This is a genomic window from Companilactobacillus sp. RD055328 (assembly GCF_022835675.1).
Lineage (GTDB): Bacteria > Bacillota > Bacilli > Lactobacillales > Lactobacillaceae > BQUT01.
Window position 1 is genome coordinate 544,888 of record NZ_BQUT01000005.1, and the last position, 12,123, is coordinate 557,010.

Annotated in this window: 14 protein-coding genes and 1 tRNA gene; 5 read left to right on the forward strand and 10 right to left on the reverse strand. The window is 33.8% G+C overall.

Annotated elements, in window-relative coordinates; translation table 11 throughout:
- Positions 1-15: 15 nt before the first annotated feature.
- The 3 genes from RD055328_RS04955 to RD055328_RS04965 form a co-directional block, all read right to left on the reverse strand.
- Positions 16-1,227, reverse strand: a complete 1,212-nt coding sequence (locus RD055328_RS04955; protein ID WP_244087695.1) for a phosphoglycerate kinase — start codon at positions 1,225-1,227, stop codon at positions 16-18.
- A 106-nt stretch (positions 1,228-1,333) separates the two neighbouring features.
- Positions 1,334-2,350, reverse strand: a complete 1,017-nt coding sequence (gene gap / locus RD055328_RS04960) for a type I glyceraldehyde-3-phosphate dehydrogenase (protein WP_244087696.1) — start codon at positions 2,348-2,350, stop codon at positions 1,334-1,336.
- Between the two features lie 30 nt (positions 2,351-2,380).
- On the reverse strand, positions 2,381-3,421 hold the full coding sequence (locus tag RD055328_RS04965; RefSeq protein WP_244088145.1) for a sugar-binding transcriptional regulator: 1,041 nt from the start codon (positions 3,419-3,421) through the stop codon (positions 2,381-2,383).
- A 202-nt stretch (positions 3,422-3,623) separates the two neighbouring features.
- On the opposite strand from RD055328_RS04965, the gene RD055328_RS04970 reads away from it, so the two are divergent.
- Positions 3,624-3,695, forward strand: a tRNA-Arg gene (locus tag RD055328_RS04970).
- Positions 3,696-3,712: 17 nt separating this feature from the next.
- On the opposite strand, the gene RD055328_RS04975 is transcribed toward RD055328_RS04970, so the two are convergent.
- On the reverse strand, positions 3,713-4,645 hold the full coding sequence (locus tag RD055328_RS04975; protein ID WP_244087697.1) for a DMT family transporter: 933 nt from the start codon (positions 4,643-4,645) through the stop codon (positions 3,713-3,715).
- 116 nt (positions 4,646-4,761) lie between these two features.
- Between RD055328_RS04975 and RD055328_RS04980 the strand changes: the two genes are divergently transcribed.
- The 3 genes from RD055328_RS04980 to clpP all read left to right on the forward strand — a co-directional run bounded on the left by RD055328_RS04980 (position 4,762) and on the right by clpP (position 6,548).
- The gene (locus RD055328_RS04980; RefSeq protein ID WP_244087698.1) at positions 4,762-5,625 is read left to right on the forward strand and encodes a LysR family transcriptional regulator; all 864 of its coding nucleotides are present in this window, start codon (positions 4,762-4,764) and stop codon (positions 5,623-5,625) included.
- Between the two features lie 65 nt (positions 5,626-5,690).
- Complete coding sequence (locus tag RD055328_RS04985) at positions 5,691-5,873, forward strand: hypothetical protein (protein ID WP_244087699.1); 183 nt, start codon at positions 5,691-5,693, stop codon at positions 5,871-5,873.
- A gap of 90 nt (positions 5,874-5,963) precedes the next feature.
- Entirely contained in the window at positions 5,964-6,548 is a 585-nt protein-coding gene (clpP, locus tag RD055328_RS04990) for an ATP-dependent Clp endopeptidase proteolytic subunit ClpP (protein ID WP_244087700.1), read from the forward strand.
- Positions 6,549-6,594: 46 nt separating this feature from the next.
- Here the strand turns inward: clpP and RD055328_RS04995 are convergent, their stop codons facing one another.
- The 3 genes from RD055328_RS04995 to RD055328_RS05005 are packed head-to-tail and all read right to left on the reverse strand — an operon-like array spanning position 6,595 to position 8,715.
- Entirely contained in the window at positions 6,595-7,080 is a 486-nt protein-coding gene (locus RD055328_RS04995; protein ID WP_244087701.1) for a hypothetical protein, read from the reverse strand.
- 28 nt (positions 7,081-7,108) lie between these two features.
- The gene (locus tag RD055328_RS05000) at positions 7,109-7,699 is read right to left on the reverse strand and encodes a LemA family protein (protein WP_244087702.1); all 591 of its coding nucleotides are present in this window, start codon (positions 7,697-7,699) and stop codon (positions 7,109-7,111) included.
- A gap of 14 nt (positions 7,700-7,713) precedes the next feature.
- A complete protein-coding gene (locus tag RD055328_RS05005) occupies positions 7,714-8,715 on the reverse strand; it encodes a hypothetical protein (RefSeq protein ID WP_244087703.1) in 1,002 nt (333 codons plus the stop codon).
- Positions 8,716-8,845: 130 nt separating this feature from the next.
- Here RD055328_RS05005 and RD055328_RS05010 point away from each other — a divergent pair, with 130 nt between their 5' ends.
- Positions 8,846-9,190: a helix-turn-helix domain-containing protein gene (locus RD055328_RS05010; RefSeq protein ID WP_244087704.1), complete on the forward strand. Its 345-nt coding sequence runs from the start codon at positions 8,846-8,848 to the stop codon at positions 9,188-9,190.
- A gap of 43 nt (positions 9,191-9,233) precedes the next feature.
- Here the strand turns inward: RD055328_RS05010 and whiA are convergent, their stop codons facing one another.
- From whiA to rapZ, 3 genes are read right to left on the reverse strand one after another with little or no spacing between them, the layout of a single operon-like run.
- Positions 9,234-10,187, reverse strand: coding sequence for a DNA-binding protein WhiA (whiA, locus tag RD055328_RS05015; protein ID WP_244087705.1), 954 nt, complete (start codon positions 10,185-10,187; stop codon positions 9,234-9,236).
- Positions 10,188-10,189: 2 nt separating this feature from the next.
- Complete coding sequence (gene yvcK, locus RD055328_RS05020; protein ID WP_244087706.1) at positions 10,190-11,227, reverse strand: uridine diphosphate-N-acetylglucosamine-binding protein YvcK; 1,038 nt, start codon at positions 11,225-11,227, stop codon at positions 10,190-10,192.
- 3 nt (positions 11,228-11,230) lie between these two features.
- The gene (gene rapZ / locus RD055328_RS05025; RefSeq protein ID WP_244087707.1) at positions 11,231-12,118 is read right to left on the reverse strand and encodes an RNase adapter RapZ; all 888 of its coding nucleotides are present in this window, start codon (positions 12,116-12,118) and stop codon (positions 11,231-11,233) included.
- Positions 12,119-12,123: the final 5 nt, after the last annotated feature.

Sequence of the window (12,123 nt, forward strand, 5' to 3'; positions counted from 1 at the left end):
ATATTCTCCTTTTAATTATTTATCTGAGATTGAGTCAATACCTGGTAATACTTTACCTTCTAAGTATTCTAGTGATGCACCACCACCAGTTGAGATATGAGTAATCTTGTCAGCAATTCCAAGGTCTTGTGCAGCTGCAGCTGAATCACCACCACCGATGATTGTTGTTGCTCCTGATAAGTTACCAAGTGTCTTACCAATTTCTAATGTACCATTAGCAAAGTTACTCATTTCGAATGCACCCATTGGCCCATTCCATACAACTGTTTTAGCATCATTTAATTTGTCTTTAAATAATTCTACTGACTTAGGTCCAATATCTAGTCCCATAAATCCATCCGGAATATCAATACCTGAAGCTTCGAATTCAGCATCATTTGAGAATTCTTTTGAAACAAGGTGATCAATAGGAAGAACAATCTTGTCTCCGGCCTTTTGAAGGAGGTCTTTAGCTAGTTCTACTTTATCTTCTTCAAATAGTGATTTTCCGATTTTGTGTCCTTGTGCTGCAAGGAATGTATAAGCCATTCCACCACCGATAATGATGTGATCTGACTTAGGAATCAAGTTTTCGATAACACCAATCTTATCTGAAACTTTTGCACCACCAAGAATTGTTACAAATGGGTGTACAGGAGTATCAACAGCATCACCCAAGAATTTAATTTCTTTTTCCATTAGGTATCCAGCAGCAACTGGTTTACCAGCAGCTTTCATAGCAGTTGAAATACCAACGTTTGAAGCGTGAGCACGGTGTGCTGTACCAAAAGCGTCGTTTACAAAGGCATCACCAAGTGAAGCCCAGTATTCACCTAATTTAGGATCGTTTTTGCTTTCACGTTTACCAAAATCATTATCAATATCTTGGAAACGAGTGTTTTCCATCAAGATGATGTCACCATCATTCATTTCATTGATAGCTGATTCTAATTCTGATCCTTCATTTTCAGCAACAAATTTAACAGGTTGTCCCATTAGTTCTGAAAGTTTTTCAGCAACTGGAGCAAGTGCCAATTCTTTCTTATCTTCGTCACTCTTAATACGACCTAAGTGAGATAGTAAGATTACTTTACCACCGTTTTCTGATACGTATTTGATAGTTGGGATAGCAGCAACGATACGATTATCGTTACCAATAACGCCACCTTTAATAGGAACATTAAAGTCAACACGCATTAATACTTTTTTGTCTTTTACGTCTACATCTGAAACGATTAATTTAGCCATTTTTAGCCTCCAAGAATATAAAAAAGGCAGAAGGAGAAAACCTCCCTCCGCCTTCTTAGTTAAAAACGTATTTGCTTATTTTTTTACAGTCAGTATGTAATCGAGATTACATCATGCTTGCAAATTTTTGCAATGTACGGATCATTTGAGCAGTGAAACCTGATTCGTTGTCGTACCATGATACAACTTTAACAACTTGTTTTTCGCCTGAGCCAAGAACTTGTGTTTGAGTTGGGTCAAATACTGAACCAAATTCTGTACCGATAATATCTGATGAAACGATTTCGTCAGCGTTGTAACCAAATGATGCGTTACCATCTGTAACTTTTTTAACAGCAGCATTTACTTCGTCAGCTGAAACTTCTTTGCTAAGAGTTACAACTAATTCTGTAAGTGAACCTGTGATAACTGGTACACGTTGTGCATGTCCGTCAAGTTTACCTTGTAATGCAGGGATAACTTTACCAACAGCTTTAGCAGCACCTGTTGAATGAGGAATAACGTTTTGTGCAGCAGCACGAGCGTTACGTTTGTTTCCACCACGATCAGGACTATCTTGAAGTTTTTGTGTAGCTGTGTAAGCATGGATTGTTGTCATTGTACCAGCTTCGATACCGAAAGCATCGTTAACTGCTTGAGCCATAGGAGCTAAACAGTTTGTTGTACATGATGCAGCTGAAATGATTTGGTCTTCTGGTGTGATAACGTCATCGTTAACACCATAAACAACTGTTTTCATGTCTCCAGCAGGAGCTGAAACAAGAACTTTTTTAGCACCAGCATTGATATGTGCTTGAGCTTTTTCTGGTGATGTGTAGAAACCAGTACTTTCAAGAACTAGTTCAACACCGTCATTTTTAACCCAAGGAATGTTGTTAGCATCTGCTTCAGCGTAAACTGGAATTGTTTTTCCATCAATAACCAAAGCGTTATCTGTTGCTGAAACTTCATGGTTGAATTGACCATGAGCTGTATCATATTTTAGTAAATGTGCCAACATGTCAGGTGATGTTAAGTCATTGATTGCAACAACTTCTAGATCATTACCTGCAACTTCATAAATACGACGAATAGCCAAACGACCGATACGTCCAAAACCGTTAATACCTACTTTTGTAGCCATAAGTAAAATTCCTCCTTCAGGAAAGTAAAATTATTTTAAAGGGTTATCCCTTAAAATCGCATTTGAGGCACCTTCGTCAGTAATCAAAACTGTCTGACTAGGTGCGTTTTTCATATATGCCTGAATTGCTTGAGCTTTAGAACTACCTCCAACAATCGCAAACACATATTTAATTTTATCAAGATCCCGAATATGTAAACCTATTCTAGGTATCTTATAAACCAGATTACCTTTAGCATCGAAGAAATCTCCAAAAGCTTCTGAAACAGCTTCTTTACGTTCAAGTAACTGTTGAGCTTCTGCCGGAAGATCTCGACGTTTTGCCATGACGTCCGCTTTACCAATACTGTGTAAAACAACATCACTACGTTCAATTAATCTAATAACCGAACTAATAGAAGGTTCTGCTAGAAGCGACTCAAAACTCTTTTCACTGATATCTTCAGGAACATACAGAGCTTTGTGCTTACCATTTGTATGCTCAGCCATCTTAGCTGATATAGTATTAGCTTGTATTTCTACAGCTTCCCCTACACCACCACGAGCTGGTACAAAAGTTAAGTCACGCTTCTTAGAAATTACAGGGGTAAGTTCTTCGGCAATCTCTGCCATTGTATTACCACCTGTAACCGAAATCGTAACAGGTCCGTTAGGAAGAGTAGAAACCAGCGTTTCATTAAGTACTCTACCTAACGACTCAACGACTCGAAGTCGTAAGTCTAAATCACCCGGAACAATAATGACTCGTTGTATCCCAAGTAGATTACCTAAAGCACGTTCGTCTTCGGATATATCTAAAACATTCGAAACAACGAACTCTAACTGTGCTAATAGCTCACGACCTTTTTTTGTTAACTTCATTCCCGACTTAGATGTAGTAATCACTCCTGAACTTTTCAGAATATCTGATTCAGTTCGTAGAGTGCGTTCACTCATATCTAACTCCGAAGCTAGCATCCGTCTTCCAACTGGTTCCATCCAAAGAATCTGTTGGAGAATATGATATCTTCTCGTTAACGTTTTAAAAAAATCGGGCGCTACCGCTTCAATCCAATCAAGATTTTCGTTCATCATCACACCTCTTGGGACATCTACTGTCCATGTATGACATTTTGCGACCCATTAAGATAAAAATAAATATTCACGATGAAAATCTTTCTTCTCTCATGAACAATTAAATTATAACAAACACTATTTAATTTGCAACTGTAATCACTTGAAAATATACAAGATATTTTTAAAGTATTCTATTATAATAGGAACATACATTTAAGCGTCGCTAGTGTAATGGATCGCACGCAAGATTCCGGTTCTTGAAATGCGGGTTCGACTCCCGCGTGACGCATAAAATCAGAACAAAAATTAATTTATTTTCTTTTTTGACGCATATCGATTGTATAAATTATTTAAAACTAATGCCAAAATTGTAATTGTAACTCCTAACAATTCAAACATTGTCACTTGGTATCCATTTATAATTGTTATTACAAAAGAAATGATTGGAACTAAGTTCATAAATAATATCCCATTAATTGGTTTGATAATTCGATTCCCCATGTTCCAAGCAAAAACAGCGATTACACCAGCAAAACTAATCATATAAAATAATGCTGTTTTAACCCCAATAATTTGATTAATTGTTGGTAATTTTAACAGTCCAAAAATTGTCGCAAATATTAAAATAATAATTACTGAACCTACTCCGTAGATGGAAGTTAGTGTTGAATATCTTAAAATTGACCAATCAGGAAAATCATTGCCACCTGTTGTGTAGATTACCCAGCATAAAGCACCTAATAAAATTAACATCAATGCAAAAATAGAATTTTGATTAGAAAACAGAACTGATACGTCGCCTTTAGTAACAACCATAAAAACTCCAACTGCTGCAATGACCATTGACAACAATGACATAATAGTAGGTTTAACACCTTTATAAATCCAAGTCACTAAAACTCCTAATAAAGGTTGGATTGCCATCATTACAGAAGCAATAATTGCACCCGATGAGCCAGCAATTTTTTGACCAAGAAATACTAAAAAGCTAAAACCTGCAAAGGCAAAAGTCCCTAGTAACCAAATCTTAAAAGCATGACCTTCTGTGTTAAATGCTTCTTTTCCTTCTATTATCAGTAACAGAATTGTAAATATAATTGCCACCGAACCATATCTGAATAACGTAAAATAAAACGGATCAATAATCTTCAAAGCCGGTGCCATGATTGGAAACATTCCTCCCCATGATAATACTGATACCAAACATAATACTAATCCCAACAAGTATTTTTTTGACATAATATTTCTCCTAACCTTTTAATAATATGAAATTACCATTCTCATATACTTTGTAGAAGAAACGTTTTATAATGATAGGTATAACAAAAAGTTATAACTATTCTTAGGAGATTATCATGGACATTGATTTGTTAAAAATATTTATACGAGTTGCCGAAGCCAAAAGTATTAATCAAGTTAGCGAATCACTTTCATTAACACAACCCGCTATCAGTAAAAAAATCAAACAATTGGAAGAAGAATTCAATACGCAGCTTTTCATTCGAAGTTCTCAGGGTATGACTTTAACTAATGGCGGAACACAATTATACGAACAAGCTTTACCCTTTTTAAAACAATTCGAGTATATGAAAAGTTCGGTGAACAATTCATCAATTTCATTTAATAATATTAAAATTGGTGTTTTAGATAGTATTTCTTCTTATAAGTACTCTCAATTTTTCATTGATAATATGGCAAACTTCCAAGAAATAATTATTTCTAATAAAATCTTCGATTTGATTAATCCATTCAATAGCGGTCAACTAGATACATTAATTATTGATTCATCTTTTAAAAATAATTTTAAAGGCGATTATTTCGAACGAAAACTTTTCGTTGAACCTTATTATGTAGTTTATTCCAAAAATAACAATGCCATCAATTTATTAAACTCAAATATTACTCCACAGAAACTACAACCTTTAAAACTCATTATGTATCCAAAATATTGTCCAATTCATCAACGTATTGTTCAAACATATAAAAGTATCGATCTAGTTCCACCTCAAATTATGGAAATTGATTACAGTGAGTCTACTATTTCTACAGTCACAAATTCAGACTACGTAACAATCCTACCTGAAGCTATGGCTAGAAATAAGGTGTCTCAAGATCCGCAGCACTTAGCTATGAAACAACTTGATATAACTTTTATAAGAAATGTTTCACTTTTTTCACGCAATAAAAAGGTTTTAGACTTTTTAGATAAATTAAATTAACTTTTAATACTCTCTTTATTGATAATGCTATACTCTAATCATAAATTAAATATGGAGGGGAAAATATGACTACTATTTATATTTCGTTATCATTCGCTTCTTTTATTGGTGGATTTTTATTAATAATTGCTTTTAATAAAGATTTCAAAAAGTTAACTACTTTCCAAAAATTTTCAATACTCTTTACTGTGATTGCCATTGTTTCTCCTATGATTATTGGAACAATCAATGGATTCATCAATCATTAACACTTAAAATTTGACCCCTCTCTACTACTATGTTAAATTAGCACAGTACTTATAAGAGTGCTAAACAAATTATAGGAGGCGCTAATTAATATGTTAGTACCAACAGTTATCGAACAAAATTCACGCGGTGAACGCGCTTATGATATATATTCTCGTCTATTGAAAGACAGAATTATTATGCTTTCTGGAGAAGTTAACGATCAAATGGCTAACACTATTATCGCTCAATTACTTTTCCTTGATGCCCAAGATTCAGATAAGGATATCTCAATCTACATCAACTCTCCTGGTGGTTCTGTAACAGCCGGTTTGGCTATTATGGATACAATGAACTTCATCAAATCTGACGTTCAAACTATTGCTATGGGAATGGCTGCTTCAATGGCCAGTGTTCTTCTTTCATCTGGAACAAAAGGTAAAAGATTTGCACTTCCTAACTCAACAGTTCTTATCCACCAACCTTTAGGCGGCGCTCAAGGTCAACAAACAGAAATCGAAATTGCTGCTAGAGAAATCCTTAAGACTCGTGAGAAGTTAAATCACATTCTTGCCGACAACTCTGGTCAAACATTTGAAACTCTTCAAAAAGATACTGATCGTGATAACTATATGACAGCTCAAGAAGCTAAAGAATATGGTTTGATTGATGATGTTATGGTTAACAAAGCAAAATAAAATACAGTTAAAAAGACACTTATCAACATTGATAAGTGTCTTTTTTTTAATTTTTCTGTTTTGTTTTTTTTAAAAGCATCACAATAACAATCAATAGTGCCGCAAATAAAAATCCGATTGTTATAATTAGTCTTTGATCATACATACCTTGAAGTTTCTGAACATCATAAGCTTTTTTAAGCAAGCTGTATGAATCAGCAGTATAAAAAGTAAATACATTTCCACTATTCATTGCCATAAGAAAGGCATTACTTACAGTTGTAATAGGCGTGAATGCAAAATATCCTGATACTGCTAATAGAAATATTGCAATATTTGTAAATATATTCGTTAAATCTATTTTTGTAGAAATCACCCACAAATTAATTATTAATACTCCCGTCAACACTAAATATCCAATGACAAACGGAGTTTCTACATATGGTCCAGATTTATCTGATGTTAAATGATACAAAAATGCTCCTAAACCTATAAAAACAATGCCTAAAATAATGCTACCTAATTTTAAAATTAATGAAATTATTTTTTCCATTTTTTATTTCCTATTCGTATTAATTATATTAAAACTTCACAGTGGGTCTCTCAAAGTTTTGACCATCAAATACTAAAAATTCTTTTTTTTGAAAACCAAATCGTTTTGCTACTATCGATTTGGGAAATTGTTCAATATCAGTGTTGTATCGCCTAGTCATTAAATTATATTCTTCACGATAGGTACTTATTCTATTCTCTATATTCTCTAAACTGTTTTGTAGTGAATTAAACTGTGTATCTGCCTTTAATTCTGGATACTTTTCAACTACTACCATTAATTTACTCAATTCAGAAGTAAGCTTTTGACTAACATTCATCTTGTCTTGCAAACTTGATTCCTTATCGATATTCACTTGGGCAGTTTGCTTTCGAGCGTTAATAACTTTTTCTAACGTACTGGACTCATGTTTTGCATATCCTTTAACCGTCTCAACAATATTTAAAACCAAATCACTACGTCTTATTAATTGTATTTCAATATTACTTGCAGCTTCTTCGACTCGATTCTTTCGTCTAACAAAATCATTTTGAAAACCAATAATTGCAACCGGAATGGTTATCGCTATTAGAAAAATAAACATTCCCAATAGTCCTAATATGCTCAAAAAAAATTCCATATTTAAATCTCCATTTATATAAGTTTATTTTTATAAGAATCCCAAAACGGATTATTACTTGTAAATTTTTCTTTTCCCGCATATAGCTCTGACTGAATACTTGAATCCGCTGAATTCCAAAGCCCATCATTTATATAATACGCATCAGCCATTGTATATATATCCTCAGGTGAGTCATATGCTGTATCTTCCCATGATTCACTTGTTCTTCCACTTAATTTTGATTGAGGGTATAAGATACTAATAGCTACAACATTTGAATAATTTCCTAAGCTTCCATCAGTAAAACTAACGGTGGACTGTATAATCATATTATTTACGTCATTAAGTACACCTTCGCTTGCTAAATCAGAAAATATATATCCTGCGGTTTTAGCAAAACTAGAACCACCCATAATGTATTCACCACTACTTAGAAAGTTCTTATTTTCATTAATTCTAACTACTAGATTCCCATCTTGAATTGAAAGACTTGGACCTACTGATCCAGGTGATGAGTAATCAGTTAATACCTTTTGTATTTTATCTGAAGATGAATTTAACCTTTCTGCTCTTTCCGCTTCCATTTTCTTATCAAGTTCAGCTTGTTGTGCTTCCCTTTCTGCTTCTCTTTTTTTTCTTTCTTCTTCTTCTTTTTTCTGTTTTTCTTCTTTTTGTTTAATTATTTTTTTATATTCTTTTTTATTAAATATTATCGTCACATCTTTTGAAACGCTGTCACTTTTATAGCTATAATACACAGTGACTTCTTCTTTATAGCTGTCTTTAGGTAATTTATATTTCACCTTGAAGCGTCCTTTTTTATCAGGTTGTTGCTTTGCTTTATCAAGACCTAATTCTAGTTCACCTTTACCTTTAACTTCCCCCTTAATATAAGCCACTCCATTTTTATCAGTCTCAACTTTTGTTGAATCTAATTTTAAACTTATATCATTTCTAAAAAAACATCCTTTAAGTATAATTGCAAGAATTAAGAATGTAATTGCCCCGAATATTAGTTTTCTTTTTTTCGACATTTGTATCCCCCTTTTATTTTATCTCTCAATTTTACTATTACTATATGCACATGTAAACAGTTACTATGTTCCGTTATTTATCTAACGAAAAACATATATCGTCATATTAAAGAGAGATTGAGGACGACAAATGACAAATAATACAAACTTAAGTATAGGTAAAAAAATTCAAGATATTAGAAAAACAAAAGGAATAACGCAAGAAAGATTAGCAGAATTGAGTAATCTTTCTGTTAATTATATTTCAAGAATCGAACGTACAAACACACAAAACATCAGTATTCAAAGCTTATATTCAATCGCTAATTCCTTAGAAGTTGACCTCTACACATTATTGTTAGACGATACTAGTCATATTAAATCGGGATTTAATACTACAAAATTAATCAATTTTCTAAATGAAATTGATAAAGCTAAAGCTGATAAATTAAGTAAGCATTTTTTGAACTTGATAGAAGATTTCAAAGAACTATAAATCAACAAAAAAAGACTCGACATATAATATGTCGAGTCTTTTTTTATGCAACTGGAGTCGTATCTCCACGTTGCTCTTCAGCAATTTGATTGATTTTTCTTAGTCGGTGATTAATTCCAGATTTTGAAATTGCACCAGATGGCACCATATCTCCTAATTCCTGTAGAGATACTTCAGGGTTATCCAGGCGAATTTGTGCTATTTCTCGTAATTTATCAGGAAGACTATCTAAGCCAATTGTATTTGATAAATATTTAATATTATCAATTTGCTTAGCAGCTGCACTTACTGTCTTATTTAAATTAGCATTCTCACAATTCACCAAACGATTAACCGAATTTCTCATATCTCGCACAATACGCACATCTTCAAACTTCAGCATAGCATTTGTTGCACCTATCACTTGTAAGAAATCAGCAATACGTTCTGCTTCTTTTAAATAAACAATATATCCATTACGACGCTTAGTACTGCGCGCATTTAATCCAAAATGATTCATCATAGTTAACAAATCTTCACTATGCGATTCATATAATGAATATATTTCTAAGTGATACCTTGATGTTTCTGGATTATTTACACTACCTGTAGCTAGAAATGCCCCTCTTAAATACGAACGCATGCGTTGATCTTCATTCAAAATATCTTTAGGTACATCAGGATTAATTTGATAACCATTCTCAGATAAAATTCCTAAGTCTTTTAAAATTCTATTAGTATCATTTTTTAATCGAACAACATATTGGTTGTTCTTTTTTAATTTCATTTTTTTACGAACTAACAATTCAGATTCAACTTTATAATTTTGTTTCAATAAAGAATAAATCCTTCTGGCAATTGCTGGATTTTCTGTTACCGCACTTAAAACGAATCGATGATTGTTGATAGCAATACTTCCGTTCATTCGTAATAATGCGGCCAACTCAACTCTAGCATGTTCTGGGTGAACTTCTAACATTGTTAGTTCTTTTTTTACTTCACTTGCATAAGAAGCCACAGCTATCTCTCCTCATTTTTTCTTTGATCCGATTGAAAAGCCAAGCTCATAATTTCAGCAGCAACCTTATTCCCATCATGGAATGCTCCACCGTCATGAAGCGATAAGAAATCATTCGATATTACTCGACATCCCATATTTCTAAGGGTATTAAAATCACGAGTTACTTGGCTTGAGTATTCATCGTACTTGTCATAATTCATATATTGTTCAGGTACCGTTGTTGTATTTACCAATACAGTGTCAACAAAGTTACCACCTAAATGTTCATCTAGAACCTTAACGTGTTCAGCATCGGTATATTCTATCGTCTCGCCTTTTTGCGTCATGATGTTACAGATGTACACAACCTCGGCCTTAGTTTCACAAACGGCCTTACCTAAATTGTCTATCATCAAATTAGGTAGCACACTTGTAAATAAGCTACCCGGTCCTAATACGACAACATCAGCATCTAGAATCGATTGAACAACAGGTTCCACCGCTGTTGGTTTTTGATTTATATCATCTGTTTCAGTAACCCAAATACGTTTGATTTTTTTATCAGCAGCTGTGATTTCACTTTCGCCAGCTAAGATTGTCCCATCCATAAATTCAGCATTTAAAGTCAAGCCACGATTAGATGCAGGATAAACATGTCCATCAACTTTCATCATGTTTGAAAGAACTTGAACCGCACCAAAAATATCACCATAAATTTCTGATAACGCTGCAATTACAAAGTTACCAATCGCATGTCCAGCAAAGAACGTATCTTTTGAATCAAAACGATACTGAAAAACATCTAATTCTTCTTTTGGTAAGTCAGATAGTGATGTCAACACATTACGGATATCTCCAGGTGGCACAACATTGATATAGTCACGAATAATTCCTGAAGATCCACCATCATCTGCAACTGTAACAATTGCTGTTACGTCTGCATTTTTTTCTTTCAAACTCTTAATAACGACTGGTAATCCAGTTCCTCCACCAATCACAACAACCTTAGGTCGACGGCCTTTAACAACTCTTATAGTTTTATTAAATTGTGTAGGCATAGCTTAGTGCCCCCCATTTTGAGACTTCTCTTTGTCACGATGAATCACATCGACTTGATAATCATTCATTAGGTCCTTGGCAATTCGTTCAGCAATAGCAACTGAACGGTGTTGTCCACCAGTACAGCCAATAGCAATCGTCAAACTCGACTTACCTTCTTTTACGTATCCAGGAATAATTGATTTTAATAGTTCAATATATTTATCATAGAAATCTTGAGTAGCCTTGTTATCAAATACATAATCTGCTACTGGTGCATCTAGTCCTGTTTGATGTTTTAATTCTGGAATGTAAAAAGGATTAGGTAAGAAACGTACGTCCATCACATTATCAGCATCGATTGGAATACCGTATTTAAATCCAAAAGACATAACTTCAATTCGGAATAGATCACTCTTTTCACCTTTAAAATACTCAATAATTCTCTCGCGAAGTTGTCGAGTATTAGTATCAGTTGTATCCACGACAAAGTCAGAACTGTTCTTAATATCTTCTAACATTTGGCGTTCTTTTTTCACACCGTCTAATAAACGTCCGCCATCAACTGCAAGCGGATGTGCACGACGTGTTTCTTTATATCTTGAAACTAGTTCTTCATCAGAAGCATCTAAGAACATGATTTTTGTCTTCACGTTTTCTGTTGAACGAAGTTCCGTAATCATAGAAATAATTGTTTCATAAAATCCTCGTGAACGAAGATCAACTACTAAAGCGACCTTATCAACATTTCCAGATTCTTTAACCAGTTCCCAAAACTTAGTAAATAATGCCGGTGGCATATTATCAACGCAGAAATAACCTAAATCTTCTAAAGAACGCATAGCAACAGTCTTACCTGCACCACTCATTCCAGTTACAATAACAAGTTTAATTTCGTCCAAATCTGTCACCTACT

Excerpts from the sequence above, each read along its gene's own strand:
- RD055328_RS04955 (WP_244087695.1), bottom strand. The coding sequence starts at position 1,227 with ATGGCTAAATTAATCGTTTCAGATGTAGACGTAAAAGACAAAAAAGTA.
- gap (WP_244087696.1), bottom strand. The coding sequence starts at position 2,350 with ATGGCTACAAAAGTAGGTATTAACGGTTTTGGACGTATCGGTCGTTTG.
- RD055328_RS04965 (WP_244088145.1), bottom strand. The coding sequence starts at position 3,421 with ATGAACGAAAATCTTGATTGGATTGAAGCGGTAGCGCCCGATTTTTTT.
- RD055328_RS04975 (WP_244087697.1), bottom strand. The coding sequence starts at position 4,645 with ATGTCAAAAAAATACTTGTTGGGATTAGTATTATGTTTGGTATCAGTA.
- RD055328_RS04980 (WP_244087698.1), top strand. The coding sequence starts at position 4,762 with ATGGACATTGATTTGTTAAAAATATTTATACGAGTTGCCGAAGCCAAA.
- RD055328_RS04985 (WP_244087699.1), top strand. The coding sequence starts at position 5,691 with ATGACTACTATTTATATTTCGTTATCATTCGCTTCTTTTATTGGTGGA.
- clpP (WP_244087700.1), top strand. The coding sequence starts at position 5,964 with ATGTTAGTACCAACAGTTATCGAACAAAATTCACGCGGTGAACGCGCT.
- RD055328_RS04995 (WP_244087701.1), bottom strand. The coding sequence starts at position 7,080 with ATGGAAAAAATAATTTCATTAATTTTAAAATTAGGTAGCATTATTTTA.
- RD055328_RS05000 (WP_244087702.1), bottom strand. The coding sequence starts at position 7,699 with ATGGAATTTTTTTTGAGCATATTAGGACTATTGGGAATGTTTATTTTT.
- RD055328_RS05005 (WP_244087703.1), bottom strand. The coding sequence starts at position 8,715 with ATGTCGAAAAAAAGAAAACTAATATTCGGGGCAATTACATTCTTAATT.
- RD055328_RS05010 (WP_244087704.1), top strand. The coding sequence starts at position 8,846 with ATGACAAATAATACAAACTTAAGTATAGGTAAAAAAATTCAAGATATT.
- yvcK (WP_244087706.1), bottom strand. The coding sequence starts at position 11,227 with ATGCCTACACAATTTAATAAAACTATAAGAGTTGTTAAAGGCCGTCGA.